General features: G+C 59.4%; 21 protein-coding genes. 11 read left to right on the forward strand and 10 right to left on the reverse strand.

What is annotated here, in order from left to right; all coding sequences use genetic code 11:
* The first annotated feature begins 130 nt into the window (after positions 1-130).
* From G6N77_RS15220 to G6N77_RS15255, 8 genes are all read left to right on the forward strand, one after another.
* Positions 131-1,732, forward strand: a complete 1,602-nt coding sequence (locus G6N77_RS15220; RefSeq protein ID WP_240902241.1) for an ABC transporter substrate-binding protein — start codon at positions 131-133, stop codon at positions 1,730-1,732.
* 10 nt (positions 1,733-1,742) lie between these two features.
* Complete coding sequence (locus tag G6N77_RS15225) at positions 1,743-2,720, forward strand: ABC transporter permease (RefSeq protein ID WP_165183025.1); 978 nt, start codon at positions 1,743-1,745, stop codon at positions 2,718-2,720.
* 12 nt (positions 2,721-2,732) lie between these two features.
* Positions 2,733-3,671 (forward strand): ABC transporter permease, encoded by a 939-nt coding sequence (locus tag G6N77_RS15230; RefSeq protein ID WP_165183026.1) that lies wholly within the window; start codon positions 2,733-2,735, stop codon positions 3,669-3,671.
* A gap of 2 nt (positions 3,672-3,673) precedes the next feature.
* Positions 3,674-4,711 (forward strand): ABC transporter ATP-binding protein, encoded by a 1,038-nt coding sequence (locus tag G6N77_RS15235; RefSeq protein ID WP_165183027.1) that lies wholly within the window; start codon positions 3,674-3,676, stop codon positions 4,709-4,711.
* Positions 4,708-5,655, forward strand: coding sequence for an ABC transporter ATP-binding protein (locus tag G6N77_RS15240; protein ID WP_165183028.1), 948 nt, complete (start codon positions 4,708-4,710; stop codon positions 5,653-5,655). The genes G6N77_RS15235 and G6N77_RS15240 overlap by 4 nt, the downstream gene beginning before the upstream one ends.
* Positions 5,656-5,753: 98 nt before the next feature.
* Complete coding sequence (locus tag G6N77_RS15245; RefSeq protein WP_165183029.1) at positions 5,754-7,271, forward strand: glycoside hydrolase family 32 protein; 1,518 nt, start codon at positions 5,754-5,756, stop codon at positions 7,269-7,271.
* A gap of 443 nt (positions 7,272-7,714) precedes the next feature.
* The gene (locus G6N77_RS15250) at positions 7,715-9,310 is read left to right on the forward strand and encodes a glycoside hydrolase family 32 protein (RefSeq protein WP_240902243.1); all 1,596 of its coding nucleotides are present in this window, start codon (positions 7,715-7,717) and stop codon (positions 9,308-9,310) included.
* A gap of 272 nt (positions 9,311-9,582) precedes the next feature.
* Positions 9,583-10,524, forward strand: a complete 942-nt coding sequence (locus G6N77_RS15255) for a carbohydrate kinase family protein (protein ID WP_165183030.1) — start codon at positions 9,583-9,585, stop codon at positions 10,522-10,524.
* A gap of 1,655 nt (positions 10,525-12,179) precedes the next feature.
* Here G6N77_RS15255 and G6N77_RS15260 read toward each other — a convergent pair.
* Together G6N77_RS15260 and G6N77_RS20170 are read right to left on the reverse strand one after the other, a co-directional pair.
* Positions 12,180-12,857, reverse strand: a complete 678-nt coding sequence (locus G6N77_RS15260) for an HAD family hydrolase (protein WP_205678324.1) — start codon at positions 12,855-12,857, stop codon at positions 12,180-12,182.
* 192 nt (positions 12,858-13,049) lie between these two features.
* A complete protein-coding gene (locus G6N77_RS20170; protein WP_276609817.1) occupies positions 13,050-13,175 on the reverse strand; it encodes a hypothetical protein in 126 nt (41 codons plus the stop codon).
* A gap of 1,348 nt (positions 13,176-14,523) precedes the next feature.
* Between G6N77_RS20170 and G6N77_RS15265 the strand changes: the two genes are divergently transcribed.
* A complete protein-coding gene (locus G6N77_RS15265) occupies positions 14,524-15,168 on the forward strand; it encodes a hypothetical protein (RefSeq protein WP_165183031.1) in 645 nt (214 codons plus the stop codon).
* A gap of 153 nt (positions 15,169-15,321) precedes the next feature.
* Here G6N77_RS15265 and G6N77_RS15270 read toward each other — a convergent pair whose 3' ends face one another.
* The 6 genes from G6N77_RS15270 to G6N77_RS15295 all read right to left on the reverse strand — a co-directional run bounded on the left by G6N77_RS15270 (position 15,322) and on the right by G6N77_RS15295 (position 18,790).
* A complete protein-coding gene (locus G6N77_RS15270) occupies positions 15,322-15,669 on the reverse strand; it encodes a hypothetical protein (protein ID WP_165183032.1) in 348 nt (115 codons plus the stop codon).
* Positions 15,670-15,856: 187 nt separating this feature from the next.
* Entirely contained in the window at positions 15,857-16,456 is a 600-nt protein-coding gene (locus G6N77_RS15275) for an RNA 2'-phosphotransferase (RefSeq protein ID WP_338083830.1), read from the reverse strand.
* A gap of 8 nt (positions 16,457-16,464) precedes the next feature.
* Positions 16,465-16,899 carry a hypothetical protein gene (locus G6N77_RS15280; protein ID WP_240902245.1) on the reverse strand — a complete coding sequence of 145 codons (435 nt, stop codon included), beginning with the start codon at positions 16,897-16,899 and terminating at the stop codon, positions 16,465-16,467.
* A gap of 147 nt (positions 16,900-17,046) precedes the next feature.
* On the reverse strand, positions 17,047-17,307 hold the full coding sequence (locus tag G6N77_RS15285; protein WP_165183033.1) for a hypothetical protein: 261 nt from the start codon (positions 17,305-17,307) through the stop codon (positions 17,047-17,049).
* An 11-nt stretch (positions 17,308-17,318) separates the two neighbouring features.
* The gene (locus G6N77_RS15290) at positions 17,319-17,645 is read right to left on the reverse strand and encodes a Type 1 glutamine amidotransferase-like domain-containing protein (protein WP_165183034.1); all 327 of its coding nucleotides are present in this window, start codon (positions 17,643-17,645) and stop codon (positions 17,319-17,321) included.
* A gap of 287 nt (positions 17,646-17,932) precedes the next feature.
* On the reverse strand, positions 17,933-18,790 hold the full coding sequence (locus tag G6N77_RS15295; protein ID WP_165183035.1) for a tetratricopeptide repeat protein: 858 nt from the start codon (positions 18,788-18,790) through the stop codon (positions 17,933-17,935).
* Positions 18,791-19,344: 554 nt separating this feature from the next.
* Here G6N77_RS15295 and G6N77_RS15300 point away from each other — a divergent pair.
* Together G6N77_RS15300 and G6N77_RS15305 are read left to right on the forward strand one after the other, a co-directional pair.
* On the forward strand, positions 19,345-20,319 hold the full coding sequence (locus G6N77_RS15300) for a restriction endonuclease (RefSeq protein WP_165183036.1): 975 nt from the start codon (positions 19,345-19,347) through the stop codon (positions 20,317-20,319).
* 205 nt (positions 20,320-20,524) lie between these two features.
* Positions 20,525-21,295, forward strand: coding sequence for a hypothetical protein (locus G6N77_RS15305; RefSeq protein WP_165183037.1), 771 nt, complete (start codon positions 20,525-20,527; stop codon positions 21,293-21,295).
* 140 nt (positions 21,296-21,435) lie between these two features.
* On the opposite strand, the gene G6N77_RS15310 is transcribed toward G6N77_RS15305, so the two are convergent.
* Both G6N77_RS15310 and G6N77_RS15315 read right to left on the reverse strand, forming a co-directional pair.
* Positions 21,436-22,545, reverse strand: a complete 1,110-nt coding sequence (locus G6N77_RS15310) for a tyrosine-type recombinase/integrase (protein ID WP_165183038.1) — start codon at positions 22,543-22,545, stop codon at positions 21,436-21,438.
* Positions 22,546-22,623: 78 nt separating this feature from the next.
* A complete protein-coding gene (locus G6N77_RS15315; RefSeq protein WP_165183039.1) occupies positions 22,624-22,845 on the reverse strand; it encodes a helix-turn-helix domain-containing protein in 222 nt (73 codons plus the stop codon).
* Positions 22,846-22,869 lie beyond the last annotated feature (24 nt).

Below are 22,869 nucleotides of genomic sequence, written 5' to 3' on the forward strand. Positions count from 1 at the left end.
CCCACGCTTCAACACACCCCTCTCCCTTCATACCCTCATTCAGATCTACGACGAATTGAGCTACCTCATGCCCAAAAATAAGCGCTCCACATCCCTGACTATCCTTGCCGCATCCGCAGTTCTAGGTGCCATGGCCCTCTCTGGTTGCAGTGGCGTCCACGGCGCCAGTGCAGGCAAGACTTCAGACGGAATTCTGCGCATCCCACGCGAAGACACCGCCACCTTCACCGCCAACTTCAACCCGTTTTCCCCCACCGCGCTGCCCATGACCACTCAGGCAGTCTTTGAGCCGCTGCTCATTGTCAACCCCATGACTGGCAAGGCTGTCCCGTGGCTGGGCAAGTCCTGGACCGTTGACCCCGACGGCAAGGGCGTGACCTTCACGCTGCGCAGCGATGTCAAGTGGTCGGACGGACAGCCCATGACAGCGGCTGACGTTGTCAGCACCTTCACCTTGGCCCAGAAGATCCAGGGCGGCTATTCCTACCTTTCAAAAGTTAGCGCGGTCAACCCGACCACTGTGCGCTTTGATTTCAACAAGGCTTACTCACCCGGGTTGTACGAGATCGGCGCCCAGGTCATTGTGCCGGAACACGTCTGGTCCAAGGTCAGCGACCCCGCCAAGTTCACCAATGCCAACCCGGTAGGAACTGGCCCGTACACGAAGGTTTCGCATTTCCAGACCCAGTCCTATGAGCTGGATAAGAACCCGAACTACTGGCAGCCGCAGAAGCAGCAGATCAACGGGATTGAAATGCTGGCGTTTGCAGGCAACTCCGGCGCCAACCTGGCCTTTGAAAACGGTGACGTTGACTGGAGCGATCAGTTCATTCCCTCGATCCAAAAGAGCTATGTCGACAAGGATCCGGCACACCGCAAATTCTGGTACCCCACAACTGGAGGCACCATCCAGTGGCAGTTGAACACCACCAAAGCGCCGTTCAATGACGTGAACGTCCGGAAGGCGTTGAGTATGGCAGTGGATCGCAGCCAGGTGGCAACTTTGGGCGAGTCAAGCTACACGCATCCCGCAGACTGCACAGGACTCACCGACGGGTATGCCAGCTGGAAGGACGCCTCCATTGTCAACAGCTGCGATTGGACGAAACTCAACGTCGCAGAGGCCAACAAGATGCTTGACGCGGCCGGTTACCCGCGCGGCGCCAACGGCATCCGCACGCTCAAGTCGGGCAAGCCTTTCGCCTTCTCGATTTCCGTGGGCTCGGCGTCCTCTGACTGGATCTCCGTGGCACAGGTGATTGCCAAGAACATGCAGGCAATCGGGGTCCAGATGACTGTCAGCTCACCGGACTGGTCCCAGGTGGTTGACGGCTACTCCAAGGGAACCTTCGATACCGGAATCGTCTGGACGAACGACGCGACAACCCCATACGAGTTCTACCGTGGCGAGATGTCACAAAACAGTGTAGTGCCGGTCGGTACGTCCGCTAATGAGAACTACCACCGCTTCGGTGATGCTCAGGCCACGAGCCTCCTAAACCAGATGGCGGCAACATCGGATCCGGCCAAGCAGAAGACGATCGTGGACCAATTGCAGGCCCGGTTCAATACCACGGCACCGGCGATTCCCCTGTTCCCGAGCCCGGTCTGGGGCGCGTACTCAGACCAAAACTTCACCGGCTGGCCCACCGCTACTGACCCCTATGCAACCCTTTCGGCACGCTCCAGCACCACCACCTTGGTGCTGACGTCGCTCAAACCAGTGAAGTAGCAGGCACCCAATGAGGTTTCTTCTGCGCAGGCTCGGGTTTTACCTGATCGCTTTCTGGGCCTGCATCACGCTCAACTTCTTTCTCCCGCGGCTGATGCCCGGCGATCCTGTCAGTCGCATGTTTGCCCAGGTCCAGACTCAAATGCGTCCGGACCAGATAGCAGCGCTGCGCCAGCTTTTCGGCCTGACCAACAAGCCGTTGTGGCAGCAGTACCTTGACTACATCGGCAATATTTTCCGGGGCAACATGGGTATTTCCCTCTCCCGTTTCCCGACACCGGTTTCCTCGGTGATCAGCTCCGAAATTGGCTGGACGCTGTTGCTGGGTGCCACGTCCTTGATTATCGCCGTCGTGCTTGGAAATCTGCTGGGCATCATTGCCGCGTGGAGGCGGGGGAAGTTCCTGGACTCGGTATTCCCGCCATTGCTCGTCTTTGTAGGCTCGTTTCCCTACTTCTGGCTCGCCATGGCGGCCCTGTACCTCTTCGGCATCGTGTTGGGTTGGTTCCCGCTCAACCACGCATTTACCGACGGTGTGGAGCCTTCGTTCAGCTTCAGTTACGTGGCCGACGTCGCCAATCACCTTGTGCTGCCAGCGCTGACCATTGTTTTGGTCTCCATTGGCGGGTGGATGCTGGGCATGCGAAACACCATGATTGCCACCACGGCCGAGGACTACATCACCATGGCCCGGGCCAAGGGCTTGCGCTCCGGGCGAATCATGTTCCACTACGCGGCCCGGAACGCCATGTTGCCCTCGATCACTGCCTTCGGTATGTCCCTGGGCTTCGTGGTCGGTGGCGCCCTGCTGACCGAGACGGTCTTTGCCTACCCCGGCATTGGCTATCAACTCCTGAATTCCGTGCAGGCCCTGGATTATCCGCTGACCCAGGGAATCTTCCTGACGATTACGACCGCGGTACTGGCAGCGAACTTCCTCGTCGACATCATCTACGTACGCCTGGACCCTCGGGTCCGGGTCAGCTAAGGACTCCTCGCCATGTCAATTTCCCAGTCACAACGGCAAACCAGCACCTCAGGAGACACCAAGACCCCGCCGTCTGCCCCACGAAGCATCTTTTCCAAGGTCACCGGCGGCGGACTTGCCCACGGCCTGCTCACCAATAAAAAGGCACTGTTTGGATTGACCATTCTGTTCCTCTTCGTCGTGCTGGCGGTCCTGGCACCTGTGCTGATGCCAGGCAACCCGTCGAATTTCACCGCGGATGTCTCGGCCGCCCCGTCAGCAGATCATTGGCTCGGTACCACGGCCAAGGGCCAGGACGTCCTGGCCCTGACCCTGTGGGGATCGCGAAGCTCACTGTCAGTCGGCTTCGCGGTGGGGCTCATCGCCACCTTCATCGGTTGCCTGGTCGGCATTGCCTCGGCCTACTTCGGCAAAGTAACCGATGAGTTACTCTCGCTGCTGACCAATATTTTCCTCCTGATCCCGGGACTGCCCCTGCTGGTTGTGCTTGCCGCGTTCCTGCCGCCGGGACCCGCGACAGTTGTCATCGTCCTAGTCATTACCGGCTGGGCCGGCAGCGCACGTGTGCTGCGATCTCAAGCACTCTCGATTCGCGGCAAGGACTTTCTAGCGTCGGCCATCGTCACAGGTGAAAAGACGTGGCGGATCATGTTCCTGGAGATCATGCCGAACATGGCATCGATCGTCATGAGCACGCTGCTGGGTTGCATTATCTACGGCATTGGCGCCCAAGCAGGATTGGAGTTCCTGGGCCTAGGCGACACCTCTTCAGTGAGCTGGGGAACCAATCTGTATTGGGCTAATAACGACGGCGCCATGATGACAGGTGATTGGTGGGTTCTTATTCCCTCGGGTCTGGCCATCGCACTGATTGCCTTTGCCCTGGCCATGATCAACTACGCCGTTGACGAGGTCACTAACCCTCGCCTGCGGGCAGAAAAGAAAGACTAACTATGAGCACCATCTTGCAGGGCGGGCCCCACGCCGGCCCTCGTGCGGCGTCGAACCCGGTGTTGAGCATCAAGGACTTGCGCGTCAGCTACACGACGGGCCTGGGAACGGTTAACGCCGTCGACGGCGTCAGCCTAGACATCGGAGCCGGAGAAATCTTTGGACTGGCCGGCGAGTCCGGTTGTGGAAAGTCAACCATCGCTAACGCTGTCATGCGCTTGCTCCAGGCGCCGGCCAAAATCACCGCTGGAAGTATTGATCTCAACCAGTGCAATGTGCTGACGCTCAGCGATGAAGAACTGCGTCGGACGCGTTGGCGTGATATGTCCATGGTCTTCCAAAGTGCCATGAACGCCATGAACCCCGTCATGACCATCGGCGAGCAGATCATGGATGTTTTCACGACCCATGAAAAAATGCCCAAGAAGGAAGCCCGAGAGCGCGCAGCCCATCTACTGAGCCTGGTGGATATCAAGGCAGACCGGCTCAAGTCTTATCCGCATCAGCTTTCCGGCGGAATGCGCCAACGTGTCGTCATTGCTATTGCGCTGGCGCTCAACCCTTCACTGCTCATCATGGATGAGCCCACCACAGCCCTGGACGTGGTGGTCCAGCGAGACATCATGGCGCAGATCAAAGAACTCCAGCAATCGTTGGGATTCTCCGTTCTGTTCATCACCCACGACATCTCCTTGATGGTCGAACTGTCGCACCGCATGGCCGTCATGTATGCCGGCCGTTTGGTGGAGGTGGCACCGTCAAACGTTCTGCTCGATGATCCTCTGCACCCTTACACCACGGCACTGATGAATGCTTTCCCGCCGCTGAGCGGTCCACGGACCGAACTGCTGGGGCTGCCGGACGCGCCGCCGACATCGGCCGGGCGCCCCTCAGGCTGCAGCTTTCACCCCCGGTGCCCGCTGGCGATGGACGCCTGTCGAATCCAGGATCCTGTTCTGCGTCCGGCGGCCGAAAACCATGACGCGGCCTGTCTGCTGGTTCCGGAATTTGTCGTACCCCCCGAAAGGCTCGCCCAATGAGCATCCCCAGCAGATTCGAAACCGTACATGGAACAAGGGCCCAATCCTTGGTTCAAGTCCGAAATTTGAGTAAGGACTACCACAGCGGATCATTCCCTTTCCGCACCACCGTCCCGGCGGTCAAGAACGTTTCCTTCGACATAGGCCAAGGCGAGATCATTGCCCTGGTGGGGGAATCAGGCAGTGGAAAAAGCACTATTGCCCGGATACTGGCCCGGTTAGAGCAGCCAACCAGTGGATCGCTCATATTAGATGGGGAGGATATTTTTGCCACCCAAAAGCGCAAGGCCTCTATGGCCTACCGGGGTAAGGTCCAAATGGTCTTCCAAGACCCCTTCGGATCCCTCAACCCCGCGCACCGGATCGAGCATTTTTTGGTCCGTCCGCTCCTCCTCCACCAGGGTCCCGCTGGAACGAACGAGCTCCGGGCCAAAGTTCGCGAATTGATCGCCGCCGTCGGGCTCGATGAAGCCATGCTTGAGCGATATCCGCACCAGCTCTCCGGCGGACAACGTCAACGCGTGGCTATCGCACGCGCCTTGGCAGCGGAACCCGAGGTCATCCTCGCAGATGAACCGACCTCGATGCTGGACGTGTCTGTACGCATCGGCATCCTTAACCTGATGCGACGGCTCCGCGATGAGCGCGGCGTGTCCATGCTGTACATCACCCACGACCTGGCCTCAGCTCGCTACATCGCCGATAAAACCATGGTCATGTGCGCCGGCGAGCTGGTTGAGGGCGGCGAAAGCCTGGAATTGATGGCTAACCCTCACCACCCCTACACGCGGCTTCTGCTCTCCGCTGTTCCTGACGCGCGGGGTGCGAATCGTGCACCCGGCACGGCCGGCCCAGGCGGGCACTACACGTCACCAGCCGGGCCCAGCCAGCGTGTCCAACTCACTGACTCCCACTGGGCCTTGGACTATCCTTCCGCCAGGTAACTGAGACGTCCATCCCCGCACACCCATTTACCTCCTTAGGCATCCACATCCGCCTGCCTGGGCACCAACGTGCACGCCGCGAATTGAGACCTCACATCATGAATACGCAACATACCGCGGTCGACACCGTCCGTCCGGTACTCCACTACACCGCCCGAAATACCTGGCTCAATGATCCCAACGGCCTAATATTCCACAACGGCCTTTACCACCTCTATTATCAAAACAACCCACACGGATCGACCTGGGGCAACATGTCATGGGGGCATGCGACCTCGGAAGATCTCTTCCTTTGGACCGAGCAGGACGTGGCCATTAGGGTCGATCCGTACGAGGAGATCTTCTCCGGCAGCATTGTTTTTGACGCACACAACACCTCGGGTTTGGGCACCACGTTACAGCCGCCGCTGGTTGCCATCTATACCAGTGCCTACACGAAAGCGTCACCTCACTCCGGCCTCCAAGCGCAGTCACTGGCGTACAGCCTTGATGGCGGATACACGTGGGAAAAATACGCCGACAACCCGGTATTGAACCGTAGCTCGGCCAATTTCCGCGATCCCAAAGTGTTCCGCTATGACACCGGCACCGAATCGTTTTGGGTCATGGTGGCCGTGGAAGCAGTGGACCACACAGTGGTTCTCTACCGTTCGGAGGACTTGAAGGCTTGGCAGTACCTCAGCAGCTTCGGACCCGCCAACGCGACCGGAGGAATCTGGGAATGCCCCGACCTTTTCCCCCTCCCCGTGGACGGCGACCCGGAGAACTTCAAATGGGTCCTCGTCGTGAACCTGAACCCGGGCGGGCCCAACAACGGCTCAGCCGGCCAATACTTCGTCGGCGACTTCGACGGCACCACATTCACCTCCCACACCACTGTCACCGACGGCCTCCAGGATCCAACCCGCCTCAGCGAATACCAGTGGCTGGACTGGGGCCGGGACTACTACGCGGCCGTATCATTCAACGACGTTCCCGACGGGCGCCGAATCATGGTGGGCTGGATGAACAATTGGGACTACGCCAACGAGACACCCACTGGTCCCTGGCGCAGCCAGATGGCACTCCCACGGGAGGTGGAACTGGCCACCGTCGCTGGCCAGCCTCGACTGATCCAACGCCCGGGAGCAGAAATGTCCACCCATTTCGAACCCACCCCATTCCACAATTCCGTTGCCCTCCCCATCGCCGAGGGCACGCACCCGCTAGAAGCGGAGGGCCCCGTGCTTCTGCTCGAGGCAGAATTCACCGCGGGAACCGCCACGGAATTCGGCCTCATCGTTCGCAAGGGTGCCGCCGAAGGCACCCGGATCGGCATCACTCCCGCACTGGGCCAGCTCAGCATTGACCGCAATAACTCCGGCCAGGTTGATTTCCACAGCACATTCCCCTCGATAGACAGTGCACCCATTGTCGAGACCGTGGGAAAATACACGCTCCAGGTAGTTGTTGACCACAGTTCGGTTGAAGTGTTCGCCCAAGCCGGCACGGTGTCGTTGGCGGAACTGATTTTCCCGCTGGAAGAGAGTACTGGTGTGAGTGTCTATTCCTTAGGCGGCACAGCCACCCTGGAAAAGTTGCATATATACGCCCCCAAGAACCCCAGCTGGAACTAGGCCAATCGTCAAATCACTCCGGCAACTCGTCCCGCAGATAGAAGGTAGGGACAGGCCTGGCACACCCCACGATCATCATCGCCGATGCCCTGATAGAACCGATCCACGCGGACTCTAGTGACTACCACTAGGTTCGTGGTGCTGGGTTCAACCTCGCCATAGGCCTAGTATCCGGATTTGGCGTCCTGTCCATGAGCATGGCGGCCACCGGGGCAGATACCAACACTGCAAATACCGACCGGACCGCAAGGACGTGGGAATGCGCGAATCTGTTCAGGGCCGCCGCGGGAGTCGCTCAGCTGCAGGCCCTCGATCCCTGGACCGAGGGGGGGAGGCCTTCGAAAGCGATCGGCACTAGTTCCCTCGAGGCTCCCTGAGCCCGGCTGACCCCTCACACAGCCCCCTATGGGCAGCACCGCTATGAGAAAGAAAGCAGGAGTTTCATGAAAGAAAAACGCAGTACACAGGACACCGCCGTCTCGGGGGCGGGAGTCAGTAGACGATTGATGGTCGCCGGCGCAGGAGTCGCGGCCATGAGCCTACTCGTGGCCCCGGCGATGGCTACCAATGCGGTGGCAGCACCTGCTGCCACCGGAGACAGGGGGCGCCGGCATCAGCGTCCGGAGTACCACTTCAGTGTGCCGGACAACTGGAAGAACGACCCGCAACGCCCCATTTTCGTCAACGGCGAATACTTGTACTACTACCTGTACAACGCGGATTACATCGAAGGTGGCGGAGGCACATCGTGGCGCCTGGCCACCACCCATGATCATGTGGCCTTCCGCGACCGGGGCGTCGCCATCCCGAAATTTTCGAACCCGAACGGTGACTGCTGGACCGGGAGCCTCGTAGTCGATAAACAGAACACGGCGGGCTACGGCAAAGGTGCGGTGATCGCCGTCGTCACCCAGGCCCCAAACGGCAAACAGGCGCAGTACCTCTGGTACTCCACCGACAACGGCCGCAGTTTCAAGGCAGGCAGCGAGGCACCCGTCCTCCCGAATCCCGGCGTTCAGGATTTCCGCGACCCAAAGATCATCTGGGACGCCGAACGCGGGCGCTGGCTCTTGGCAAACGCCGAAGGTAACAAGCTCGGGTTCTACGTCTCACCGGACCTCCATTCCTGGACCCGGGTGGGCGAGTTCGTGCGCACCGACTTTGGTCTCCTGGAGTGCCCCGACATTTTTCGGATGGCGGCCAACGACGGAACTTCCCATTGGGTACTGGGCACCAGTGTCAACGGCAAGGGCCGGGGGCTGCCGGCGACCTACGCCTACTGGACCGGCGCCTTCGACGGCAGTTCCTTCACTCCCGACCATCCAGAGCCGGAATGGCTCGACTATGGTTTCGACTTCTACGGGGCAGTAACCTACCCGCATCACAAGGCATCCGGGGCCGAGGATGCCACGCTTCGCCGGGCGATCGGTTGGGCCAACTTCTGGGACTACCCCCACAACACGCCGACCCTCGCGACGGACGCCTACAACGGTGACGACATGATCGTGCGCGACGTCCGCCTGAAACAGGGAAACGGTGGCTATTACCTCGCCTCCACCCCCACATCCGCCGTCGTGAACTACGTAAAGCACACACATTTCTTAGGCGACGTGACGGTAGCGGGAACACACGACCTCGATATCCGCGCACTCGCCTACGACCTGAGCTGCGAACTCGTGTGGGACCCCGCCTCCACCCCCGACAACGTAGGTCTTGAACTCTGCCGCGCACCCGGCGGCGGGAGGCATGTCGCAGCCGGTGCAGTCCTGCGAAACCCCTACGCCTACGTAAACCGGAGTCCCACGATCAACCCAACGGCCGGCGAAACTCAAACCCCGCTCGACACCTCAACAGGACGCCTCAAGTTGCGCATCCTCGTCGACCGCACCAGTGTCGAGATGTTCGTCGGAGACGGGCGCGTCGTACACTCACACCGCGTGTTCCCGCTTGAAAGCGACAATGGCATCCGCCTCTACGTCAATGAAGGAAGCGCCACGTTCCGTGACCTGACGATACGCGAACTCAAAGTGACGAAATAGCGCGCTCCCAGTTTCAATCGAGGAGACCGGTGACGATCAACGCTTTCGAAACGCAAGAACATCCAGGTGTGTATCGGGCCCTAGCATGTCTACCCTGGGCGTCAGGATCCACATCCAGCGCTTTAGCGAGTATGCGGCCGCCCCCACCCTGCAATCACGCGGCATGATCAGTGCAGCCAACCTGGATGGCTGAGCCCGCGGCCCCAATCCCGGTCCGCGGCCTCACGCACCTTCGGCACCCCCGACCTTCAGCTTCCAACGAGAGACAGACCATGACTTATCTCAATACGACCTGGCAGAACACCAACCGGATCCTTGACGTCATCGTGATCGGCGAAGCCCTCACCGACGTCGTCGTCACCTCTGGCGGCACGAGCGAACACCCCGGCGGATCCCCTGCAAACGTGGCCTATGGTCTTGGCCGCCTGGGCGTCAGCACCGGCCTGTTGACCGCACTCGGGGACGACGACCGGGGCGCCGCCATTGAAACACACCTGCGCAGCACCGACGTAACGCTACTGCCAGGTGCCTACTCCCTGGACAGGACCTCATCAGCCACGGCAACCCTGACCCAGGACGGGTCCGCAAGTTACAACTTCGATGTCGTCTGGGACCTTGAACCGGCCGCCCCGGCCTACGTTCCCAAGGTGCTCCATACGGGCTCGATCGCGACCTTTCTCGCACCGGGTGCCGGCGCTGTCAAGACATTGATGCAACACTGCCACCACGATTGCATCGTCACCTACGACCCCAACATCAGGCCCTCCCTGCTCGGTAGCCATGCCGAGGCACTCTCGATCTTTGAAGACCTCATCAACCTCACCGACGTCGTGAAGCTCAGCGACGAGGACGCCACCTGGCTCTACCCCCGCATGAACCTCGATGACATCGCCGGACGCCTATTGCGATTGGGCGCCGGACTGGTCGTCATAACCCAAGGCGCACAAGGCGCACTGCTGGCCACACCCGATACTCGTCTCACCATCCCAGCAGTGCAATCCACCGTTGTGGACACCATCGGCGCCGGCGACTCCTACATGGCTGCCCTGATCATGGGCCTGCTCACCCGCGTCACCGTCGGTTACGCTCCCAGCGTGCTGGAGCAAGTAGGCCGCACCGCTTCCATGGCCGCCGCCATTACCGTCCGGCGCCCGGGAGCCAACCCACCCACCAGCGATGAACTCCGGGCCCACCTTGAACAACCAACAGCCTGATAGGTCCTGCCTCCTACCGTGATGGCCGCCCTCCAGACGGCGACGGTCCGGGTCATCAGCAAGATCGAAGACGGCGGTCGGGATGCCGTCATATTGGCAAGTTTTTTCTGTTCCAAGTCATTGTGTCCCGGCAGTAGGGCGATCGGAGGGCCGAAAGTTCGCCGGCATGGCGCCGCGTCGAACGGACCCCAAAAGACCGCGGAATTCCGCGGTTCCACGCCTGCAGATTGAAAAACGTGACGACAAAATGGGGCCTGTTTGGAGTCCGAACGGGCCAAAAACGTTACCAACTTTTCGTTCAATAACGTGAGTAAGACGTGATTTGGCCCCTTCCGCGGTACTCGCGGAAACAGTAAAATCGCAGGTCAGAGCCACATTTTGGTGCCCCGGGCCGGACTCGAACCGGCGGCCAAGAGAGACCCAGGAACCTCATGCCAACAGCCTCCATTCCCCATCAAAAACCGCTAGTTTCCGGGGGAGTGCGAGACCATGCGGCCCAGTTGGCATGCCAACTATTGGCGTGGGTTTTCGTTCAAAAACGTGACTAAAACGTGACGAGGCCCTGCAGCGCAGCGCCGAAGCTGCGCTTTGATGGCCGTTTGCGGGCTCGCCTGGCTGGTGGACGGCATGTCACTGGTTGTGAAGAGAGGACCGTCGTGTTTCAACGCACTGCATTGTTCAGGCTGCAGTTTCGGTCCGGCCTGCCAGGTGGTTAGTTGCCATGGCGAAACATGCAATTTGGTGACTTTTTGTTGGGGGAGAGGAGCATGAATGTCAACAGATCAGTCGGCTATTTGCTTCCGAATTCGCCTTTCCGGCTGGCCTGAAGTGTGGTCATTTATGTGACCTACTTTCGAATGCCGGGAACACGGTGGCGTGGCACGATATGCGATCGTTTGGATTACTGCGGGTTCAATAAGTCGACGACTGGTGAGATGCTCGGCGTGTGCTGGGCCTGGGCGCCTATCAATGGCGGGCTTTCACGAAGCGCCGCAGAAGTGATGGTCGTATGAAGAGAACAGCCAGGGCGATCCCAACAAGGACCATGGGGCCGCCCAGAGCGACGGGCACCGGTAACCCGGATGCCATTCCGATGACACCGTCAGCAACTATCACCGCGGAACCGAAGGCACCCAGGCCCTGGCCGAGAAGTCGGGAACGCCGGGCGACGGCCGGTGCTACCCGGAACAGGACGAAGATTGCGGGGAACGTCACCAGGGCGACAGATATTAGGGGACCCATGGCTCACATGGTCGCATGGGGGGTTGAAAGACGGCCCGGTGCGGTCAGTGCCCATGGCCCACGGACGTTGACTAGTGACGTACGCCGTGACGTTTCCCTCGGGGTGCACGGGCACAATTCGTTGGCTGGTGTCCTGTTCGATGATCGCCTGGAGTCCCTGAAAGGAGACCTCCAATGACAAGGTCCATGGAGGAGACGCTGGCGATACGTCCCGTTGAGCAGGCGGTCCTTGGAGGACCTCAAAGCGGCATCAGCGTCCGCTGGGCTGGCAGAGACTCAAGGGACGCGACGGTGTTGTGCGGACTCTCGCCACACTGAACGATCCATATATTGTGTTCTGTCTGCCTCTTCATAGTTTCCCCGCCCAGACTGCGTCCAGTGATCCCTTCCGGATATGGGTCAGTCTCTTTGAGCTAAAGCAATGGGATGAGGTCTGTCAGGCTGCGCAGGGTCTTCGGCTGGTCGGCGCCCTCCCGGTCAAGGTGTATGGCCTGAAGGCCGGCAGTTCGTGCCCCTTCGATATCCACGCGGAAGTTGTCACCGACGTAAAGTACGTGGCTGGGGGAAAGCCCCATTTTCTCGCACGGCAGGATGAATGCCGAACGTGCCGGTTTGGCGTGGCCCATTTGTTCTGAACTGCAGAATAGATCAAGGAGTGGCTCGATGCCGATCCTGTGTATTTTCTTTGCTTGCTGCTCGTGGCTGCCGTTGGTGACAACGCCGACCCTGGTACCGGAACCTCGTAGCCTCTGCAGGGTCGGCACTGCGTCGGGAAACGCAGTCCAGGCATGCTCATAACTTCGTAGGTAGACGTCGAACATGTCGTCAAGCACAGTGGCGTCGTTGGCGTTCGGAATCCCTGACAGGGGAAGGAACTGGCGGAGTCGCTCGCGGCGCTGTTGCTGAAAAGTGAGCTCACCCGATAGGAATCGGTCGTAGTTGACTTGCTCAATCTCGGTCCACGAACGTGCAAGTTCGGGTGTCAGCTCAACCCCAAAATTCCGCACGAAGGTATCCAGGCCACCGCGGGCTGATGTCAGATGGTCAAACAGGGTGTTGTCCAGATCAAAGAGAACGGCTCGAATTTCCACCTACCTAGACTAGCCGTCGTCGCACCCCACCCCAGAGAGTTATCGTGCCTCAGCATTGCCAGCCGGCCGACTCGTAGCGGGTTCCCCAAATTTCCCATGCGGGACCCCCGGGATTGGAGGGATTCCGAGGGATCTGCTCCAGCGGAGTTCGTGCGGGTGTTTGCGCCAAATCATTAGTGCCTGACCTGCCGTTCAGATGCCCATGGTTCGCAGTTCGAAACTGTTCGGCACCTGGGCCGTTCCGGCGGTGGCATTCTTGCAGTCCGGTCCGGAGAGGAGGACGTGTCCACCGCCGTCGGCGAGTATCCACAGGTTCATGGCTTTCCCGGGGATGGGAATGGTTGGCCACGGGCCGCGGCCGGGGTAGGACAGTTGGAAGACCTGGGGTGTTCCGCTCTTGGGGGGCCTGCAGGGTCAGCTGGGTCGTGCTTTTGTACATGGTGCGCTGGCGGATGGTGGGGGTCAGCTGCCGCCATTGTTCCGTGCTGGTCAGGGTTTGCGCGCTGCGGTAGGTGGAGGTGGTCAACCAGAGAAACGCCCCGGCCATGCTTAGCCAGATCGCGTCCGTGAACGCGAAGATGTAGGGCAGGTTCCTTTGAAAACTGTCCAGGCCGACGATCAGGACGTGGGAGGGATCGCTTGGGTCCACACTGGCGGTGACCGTCGTTTGCGGGGCGGGCATCCCGGCACACGTTGAGGCCGGGTCGAAGGTGGCCGTGTGTTGTAGGCCGTGCAGGGTGAACTGCAATCCCAGGCCACAGTGATCCCCCCTGGAGTAGTAAGGGTGTTGGCTGGTGACAACGGCGGGGACACTGATGAATCCGCCCCAATAGGGCCTGGTGATGGAGCCGAATTCGAACACGGAGCCCAGTAGCACGAGGGTGAATATGGTTGCCGCTATGACGGCACGGCGTTGGAGGCGCCGGCGGAGGCAGGATCCCGTCCATGCGGGTGCCGCCTGGGGTGGGAGCGCGATGGCGGGCAGCTGCAGCCCATCGGGGAGCTGTAAAGTTTCCGGTTGCATCGTCCCCCACGTCGTTGGTGTGGATTCAGTTTAGGCCCGGTCGCTGGCAAGGGCCTGGCAACACGGTCCGGGGCCGGGGAATACGCGGGGAACGGCACTGACGTTGCCATGTCTGAGGCTTGGCAGTCACCTTTGGCGGATGAGATCTGTCCGGTGCTTTGCCCACCAGTCGTTCCGCGTGCAGGGGGCGGGCAGCGATGCGACTGGCTTGGACCGTTCAATGGTGTGCAGGTCAAGTCCACTAGTCGTGGAGGACTATTTGGTAGAGGTTGTGGTCCTGCCATTTACCGGCGATTTCCAGGTACCGTGGAGCCATCCCGATCTGCCGGAAGCCTGCCTTTACCAGCACCCGTTGCGATCCGGCATTGTGCACCGTGCGCTTGCCTCGAGGCGAGACGGCTTTGCAAGATGCTGTGCGCCCGGGCCGATGCGACTGCACGCCCTCGTGCGAGAACCAGCATTGCCACTGAATGAGCTGCAGACTTTCAAGACACCGGTGTTAAGCGGTCCGCACGTTCCGCCATACCCAAGAATGGAAATTCTCGCCCTCTCCCTCGGACCACAGGCACGACTTGCCAGGCGAGTCCGACCATCGGAATGCGGTTCGGCGGGGCCTGAACGGATTCAAGCCTTGCCCCAAACATGGCCATGTTGGACTCCTTCCCTCCAGCCGGCGTATTGCTGGTGCAGAATGGTTTCATGCATGGACGAGACGTGGTTGACCGGATGGGCTTTTCGAAGAAGCGCAATGTAATCGTCGTTGCACTGAGCTTGGTGTCGGTTCTCGCTGTGACCGGGTGCCAGAGTACATCTGGTGCCATCCCGCCTGATTCGCCAGTCGTGGCGACACCGGCAAAATATGTGCCGCATGTGGATGCGCAAAGCGCCGCGGCCATGTCTGCAAGAGTCAAAACGGCAATCCAGGATTTCAAGGCCCCTCTACCGCCCGGTGTTCATTGGTTCACGAAGACTCCAGATCAACTCCTGCAACCCAACACAACTTATGCCGACGGTGCAGCCGAGGGAGTTGTTGCCTTCTATTGGCTCTGTTCGTGGGAAAATTCTTATCTGAACGCCGTGGATAAATCTGATACGAATATGGCTGCGTCCTCCCTGGCCCAGATCGGAAAATGGGAGTCCTTGCCTTTCGCAGTGAGCCACCTTAGCGATCCAGGTCATGGTTGGGAGAAGGCAATTCTGACCCCCGCCAAGCAGGGTGATCCCTCGGCAATGCGTGCAAGTTTCGATAGTGACTGCCTGGAATACAAGAGCATAAACCCCCAGTAATAACATGTGGGCGTTGGGTGAACTGTTGGGTTAACTGGATTCAAGCGGCCAGTACGTCAGGCACCGGGCCCAATGGGCCGTGTGACGATTCAGCCTGCATGTGGGGCTCGGCGGCACAATGGACATGTCATACCCGCCACGAGAGCTCCAGGGCTAACTATCCGTCAGCCAGGGACCGGGTTCGGCTGTATCAATGGGAAGCCCCTGCTTGCGCCGTCGCATCTCCTCCACTGCGGCTCGACAGTAAGGTACAAAGAAATAGATGGCTGTGGCGACATAGGTGATGAGGGACAGCCCGAGAATTGAAATGGGGATGATGAAAAAGAGACTCGAGGGATGCGGCTTAGTGATTAAAACGACCGCAATAATGAGAAATGCTTCACCGCCCATGAATAGGTGGACGAAACGCATGAATCGTTGGAAGCGGTCGAAGTAGTACTGACACTTATTGCCCAACCGATCCTTTTTGGATGCCCCTGCCGGGGGCGGATTCGAGCTCATTTTCCTCCCACTTCGATGTACCGGACGCGCCCACCCGCACCAGCCCCCAGTCTGCCACCGTTGTCTCAGGACAATGCTCATATTGCACGGGCCCAAAGTAGCGCGTCTCGGCCCGGGCGCGGTGAAGGCGTCCCGGGAGGCTTCCCGACTGAAACAGGTTCAGGCTGGCACGTTGCGGCTTCTGAGATCACGCATTGTTCGGTGCGGTCGGGAGAATGTTGATGAACTCGGCCGGTACCTGGTGTGCAAGCCAGACCATGTCGCTTCCGCGGTAAAAGGGAACTCCCGCACGGGTGGCGGCCGTGGCATCGATTCTGAGGATTGCCGGGTGTGGGGCCTTTCGGCTGCCGACCAATTCTGCGGTGTGGGTGTCCTTGGACAGGTGTACATATTGCCGGCCCATGGGTCGGAGACCCTCGGCCAGGATTGCGGTGGTGCTTGCCGGCGATGTCCCATGGAATAGTCCCTCCGGCGGGACGGACTGCACCATCGAGATGGCATCGGGCGTGCTGTGGCCGTAGAGGGCCCGTATTTTCTGGCCCTGCATTTCATGTCGAGGCTTTGTAGCGCTGGCGATCATCCTTGCCAGGTCCTCGCGGCTCAACGCGGCCCAGTCCGGTGATTCGGCCCGAAGTGCGGAGAGCAGGCTGTCTGTAGAAGTCCAGCCGCGACCGTCAAGTTCCAGTTCGAATAGCCACGGTTCATGCCGCAAAGCCAGGGAGACCATTTTGCTTAACTTGGTCAGATCAATCCTGCCAAGCCGCGAATCAGCAGTGCAGTGTTGCAAACTGACATTTAGAACTCAATCACGTCGTCAATGGCAGAGTGCAGCCATCTGTCGAAGTCACGGAATTCACCCCTAGCTTCCCACCCGGGCGAGGCCCAGTCGTGCACGCGTGCCACTTTTCCGGTGTCCAGGTCGAAGCAGACGCAATCGTCGTTGTCCTGGCGCTTGGCGAACAGCAGCAGATGGCGCTTGGGATAGCGCTTGGCCATGCTGGCGTTGAGCTCACGGAGGTCATCGCCGGTCGGGATCCACCACGGTTCCAGTTTGAAAAGTCCAGCCTCCACGAGTCGTAGAAGCCCTCGCGGGTAGGTGAATCCCGGCGGCAACTCCTCTGAAGAGAACAGCAGCCCCTCGGTCTGGCTGGCACCAGCGGCGAACGAGGTCTCCGGCGGTCCCGGCACCGGCGACGTCACTACCACCTTCTTCTTTCCTAAAAGTCCCATGCCAAATGGTATCCACTCTCATTCCGCCGGCCCTGACGCAGGTTCCAGTGGGGTCCGCAATTGTCGCGAGCACGAAGCAGCAGCGTTCCCACACGCTGGCGATTCACAAACGAACAATCCCAGAAAGGGTTCCGCCAGCTGAACTGTCTAGTGCAGGCCTATGGGCCAGATAGCGCCCATCTCGTAAGTTGTTGTTTCTGTGCTCGTGATGAAGTGTGCCGGTTCCGGGCCGACGCTGCGGATGGTTCCTTCCTTGACAACGACGCCGCCCGATTCGGGAAGGCAAAGCACGCCACGGCCGCTTTTGGCCTGGTGGGCTCGCGCAAAGTCGAGGAGTTCCTCGGTGTAGTGGGGCAGCAGGTCCAGTTCGCCGGGTAGGCCCATGCCTGTGGTGTCCTGCAGTCCCACGTCATTTGGGTCTACTTCGAGTGCGATGCCGATATCGTTATATCGTTACCCATGAGTATGGCTCCGGCACTTCCTCCGTACACTCGTCCGCCTTGTTCCAGGAAGATCCTCAGGGTCAGGAGCAGCCCGAAGGATTGGAGCGTATCCAGCAGGTCGAACGTGTTGCCACCTGGGATGGCGATGATGTCCGTGTCCTCGAGGGCATCGTGCCCGCGGCCTACTGAGGAGTCCCAGATGTCGATGTGGGAGGGAGCGAACCGCTCGAGGGCGCCGGTGAACCAGCGGCCGGCACCCCGACGGTCCGCAAGGGCGCGATGAGCAAACGGCCACACTGTCACGCTTGAACCTGGGCGAAATGTCTCAATCCACAGATTTGCTTCTTCGTCTTCTGAGCCGCCGCCAAGAAAAATAGTCCCCGTCATCTGGTGATGGTTTCATGCCAGGCACGGATATCGAGGCTGCGCCGCGCCGTTGGCAGGGGGCGGCCCCTCTCAGTTCGCGGGGTCGTCGGGAAGCCTGTACCGCTCAAGGTTCGGCGGACGATACAAGCATCGCCAGGTCCTGTTTATCCAGGATTCGTGGAACGCTTCCGTGAGTCCATCGTTGACGTCGGGGTTGCTTGGCGTCACCAGAGCTGCTCCAGATTGTGTATGTCGATTCCCGGCCTGCCGCCCAGCCATCTCTCTATCAGCTCGTCAAGGTCTGACTCTTCCCCGGCAAGTCCCAGTCGCATCGCTTCAGACGCTGAGGGTATGTGGTCATGAACGTTTCGCGGTGAGCCATGTGAGCAATCCGCGCACATCAACCGGATCCCAGACCAATCGTCGACCGCAAGTTCACGTTGCCCGAGAAGGTCTGACAATGCTTGCATGTCGGCGGGGCTGGCACCGGTGATCTGAGCTTGCCAAGTTGGTATGCCGGAGTCTTCCAGACGGACGAGTTCGTTAAAGACCGAGACGTCCCTGTCGTCGAGCCGACGGACCCCCTGGGGTTCGCCGTCATGCAGGAGAACGTCTCTGAAGCGGTGACCTGACTCGGGCAGCGGAACACTCGCGATGACAGCATGGGCCGGGCTCCGACGCCAGCACCAGACAACCTCGGTGGTGCCGGCGGCAAAGAGTACCTGATGTGGAAGGCTCGGTCGGTCAGGATTGAGCCGGATGGGAGCCATTCCGCAGTCCACGTCAATGGGCCCGGCATCATCCCCGAAGCCCTCCAGCCCGTATGCTGCCCATGCGCGCCTGGCCACGGCCCAGTCACCGAGTGCTGTTGAAGCGATGCCCAGGTTCCATGCGGCAGGATTGGCTCCATCAAACGCTTCGGCGTCCTGTGGAGTGAAGAGCTCAAGGGCTCTGTCGTTCCGTTCCAAGCTTTCTGGCCAATTGCCGCGTGCCTTGGAAAACAGGCCTGCATGAAACCAGCTGTGGAACGACATCGGAGTCAGCTCCAGTAGCTCGGAAGCAAACCGTGCTGCGCTGTCCACGTTTGAAGTCTCGTCTGCAGCCTTCCAGTCTGACCACACATCCTTCGGCCCCCGTTTCTTCTTGGGGCCTGGCCAAATCCTTCTCATCATCTATCCAGTATGCACGGCAGCTTGTGCTGGCAGCGGAAAACCGTGGACCACGACAGTTTGGGTCGGACCGGATTGGACTTACCTAAACCCAAAAAATCCTGTATCCACTTCGGCATCGCACTGAACGTGTCAAAGTTTATTGCACGACTTTCAGGGATCCACGCGCCTCCTTCAATGTGGGCTTGTTCAACGGCAGTTTCGTGAGGGCTGATCGAGGCTCTGGAAATAGCTAGAACAGTGGTTGTACATGGGAAGTGACCACTGGCTGGTTTGTGGCCAACTGCTGTTCCATGGCAGCTATGGACATAGGTTCATTGACGACCGTTCTGATACTGCTGCGATTGAGCGTGGCAACTTTGGGTTGGGGGCCATGTGGCGGCTTTCATTAATTGTTCGGTGTCGCAAGTCCAGTTTCGCTAGCGATCCTATGCTGTGAATACGGAGAAACGGGCAATACTGGAGAAATGGTCGAGAATGAGAATCAGGAACCGGAAGTCATGCCGTTCGGGCATGACTGGGATGGTCGGCTTGAGGAATGGCTGGTCTTAGTCGAAAAGTTCGACCCTTACGGGACTTCAGACTGCGGTGACGCGCCCACATGGTCCTTCCCCACTGAGGCACTCGTCAAGGAATACGTTGCTAGCATCGAGACCCGTCGAGAGGAACAGGTTCGTCAGCTACTTAGGTGTTTCTTATTCGAGACCGTGACATTTGGCAGCGACAGGAGGACGCAGGAGACTCTCAAGAGTCTTGGCGGCCGGAGTGTCATGGAGCCGTTGATGTCGACCGAGTATGCCAAAAGGTTGCTACGCCGGCCGAACATGGCTCACCCAGGCGTGCGTTGGATTTTGGACCTCTTGCCTAGTAAACCCGAACTGGCAATTTCAGTCATAGACGCATATTTGACCGCTTCCGCACAGATTCTTCCGGATGGCCGATTGAGTGGACTGTGGGATGCTTCGGCGCTTATTTCAGCCAGGTACATGAGCCGTAAGAGCAACGCTGGCGCCGAAGTTCTGAGGAGTATCACACCACGGGAGCTGGAACGATTGACTGCGCGACTCTATACGAAAATGGGTTATCAGTGCGAGCTGACCCAGGCATCGAGAGACGGTGGTCGGGACGTTATCGCCAAGCTCGAGCAACCCGGACGCCGAGAACACCGAGTTATTGATTGCGCGCACTATGCGGGAACCGTTCCGATTACGAAAGCACGCGCGCTCTTGGGCGTCGCGTCCAACGAACATGCAACGTCAGCGGTATTGCTAACAACAGGGCACATTTCGAAGTCCACACGTAAGGAGGCAGCGGCCAATAGCAAATTGGACTTGGTCGACGGGGAGCGTCTCATCGATTTGTTAGACGAGAACTTCGGCCGCGATTGGCCGCAATCGATCAACTACTGGATCCAGTGGCCTATACGCGGCGCTGAAAATTAGGCATCGGTTACAGCCCAAGCGACGAAGTTGCGGCGGCTGTGTCAAGCCGCCTTCGGGCTGTCGGTCAGCGCTGATTCACCTGAAACCTCGCCGCAAAAAGATCGAAGCTAGAAAGGCAACGGTGGCAGCTGGAACGTAGCCGATCCAAGATTCGAATTTGAAGTGTGCCGGGGCGCCAGCACTATAATGGGATTATCTTTGTACTATGGCTGTCAAACGAACACAAGCAGATCTCCTCGAGAGTGCTCGGACTCAGATGGGGTTTTTGGTCGATTCATGTGCGTCTTTTGACCAGGGCAAAACGAACGATGCCCTGAGAATTGCGACATCCCTGCGTGTTTTGCTTCACCATAATCCTGCTCGAGGGACCCATGCTTTACTGGCCCAATGCGAGATGTTGGAAAACTTATTTATTCGCGACACGTTTGGTGGCTCACTGCTGGGTGGTATACCAAACGATATGCTCTTCATACACACCCGTGTGGTCGACGACGAAGGGAAGCTAGAACCAAAATTTCAACCAAGGCTCTGGGGTAAAGGCGGATTGACGGTTACACCACCGCCCACAGCACAATTGCATGCTCTTTTGCAACACGTCCGGTTGCCGCGAGGTCCACGATTTCATCAGCCCTTCCTCGAATGGTGGAATCAAATAATTCTCCAAGATCAATTGAGTTCAACTTTTACTCGACAAGATATAGTTCTTGGCTTGGCGAATAAGGATGGTGGTGCACACGTTGATCCCATTTTAACGGATAAATATTATGCCCTGACGCGTCAAAATTCTATCGGCATCTTTTCGCAAGGAAATAGGTCAAGGGTGGGTCTAATATGGGGGGATTCCGGCGGCAAGGCGGTTGAAAAGGGTATGGGCAACATAGTTCCCGCGGATTCGCCAGCCTTCGCGTTGGCTCGGCAAATCGGATGGGAGTTCGTCGAGTCCATTGGGCGGGCTCATCCAAAGGTTATGCCGTAAGCCATAAATTGATTGCGGTAGACGAGCCTATAATGGGTCGCTGGACTTTGAGTGAGTTAGGTTCGTGATATGTCTTGCCCACGATGCTCGATGGGAGTGGCGCCTATTCATAGCCAGTTCTGCTTCGATGGTCAGGGCTGCTACGGATGTCCCGGATGGCTCTGTTGCCGGGTTTGCCCGAACGCCTGCAGTACCTCAGTATTATCCGGCGCCTCATGTGTCTTCTGGACGTAGTGCTTTCTGGTGATCAGTTCGCTGGAGTGCCCGAGTTGAGCCGTAGCTGCGGCCATGCCCTGGGTGTTGGCCAGGATGGTCCCGACCGATTTCCGAAACGTGTGAGGGGTGACCCAGTCGAAGCCGGCGGCTTTCCGGGCTTCGCGCCACTGTTTCCGGAAGCCGTTGGGGTCCCGGATGGTCAGGGTGCTTGAGGGAAAGACGAGGTCAAGGGCGTTTTGCCGCACCGGATCGGCCTGGCGCCGGCGCAGCATCTCCACAGCAAAGAGCGGGAGAAAGTAGCGTTGCCGTGAGTTGGCGCTCTTGGGGTGGTCCTGGATCCTGAGTCCGTTTTTGCCTCGGACGTCGATGATGGTCCCTTGGATGGTGACGGTCGGTTTCTCGGCGGCCAGGTCGACGTCGGACCACCGGATGGCCAGCGCCTCGCCGATCCGTGCGCCGGTGGCGAGCATGATGTCCACGACGTCGAGGATGTCCTTTTCGTGCAGCCCGTTCTGCCGGCCGGTGGGTTGCTGCCAGCGGTAGACGTCGTGCCGCAGCTTGGCGACCTCGTCAATGGTCAGTGCCCGGACTTCCTTGGTGCCCGTGGGGATGCGGGCGACTTCCCGGAGCGGATTGGCAGGCGCGGCGCCGTGGCGTGTGGCGAGCGACATCATGCCGGAGAGCAGTGTCTTGGACATTTTGGCTGTTGCGTTGCCGTGTTTGGTGCGCACGCCCTTGAGGAACTTGTCCAGGGTGGAGTCGTTGGCTTCGCGGATGGTGAGGTTGCCAACGCCGGGAAGGATGTAGGTGTCGATGATTTCCCGGTAGCGTCGGCGCGTATTGGCGGCCCGTCCCAGGTCTTCGAATTCCAGCCACCAGAACTTGGCGAGTTCGCTGATGACCATGTCGGGGCTGATCACGTCGTCGGTGGGCGGGAGCATGTCATTGAGCTTGGCCAGGAGGGCGGCTTCGGCCTGCGCCCCGGTGGGCCCGGTCATTTGGTACATCCGGGGCTTGCCGTCGTATCCGCGCATGGTTGCCGGGCCCGCCACGTGGTCGGGCCGAGCTTCCGGCGGGTAATTTTTCCCCAGGTCCCGAGCGGAGTTTTTGCTCTAGCCAACGGGGTCTTCCGTTGTGGCGAGCCACGCGTTGAAGTCCGTGCGGCTGATGCGAAGGTGGCGTCCGATCCTGTGGGCCCTCGGCCCCGCGTGCTTGACGCGCCACTGGTAGAAGGTCTGCTCGGGGATCTGCAGCTCATGGCAGATCTCCTTGGGCGTCATCCACTCGTCGACGAAACCATGGGTGGACGTTGCGTGGTCTGTTTGCTCAGTCATCGAATTCTCCTGTTCGTTGATGCT

The organism is Arthrobacter silviterrae (genome assembly GCF_011045165.1).
Taxonomy (GTDB): domain Bacteria; phylum Actinomycetota; class Actinomycetes; order Actinomycetales; family Micrococcaceae; genus Specibacter; species Specibacter silviterrae.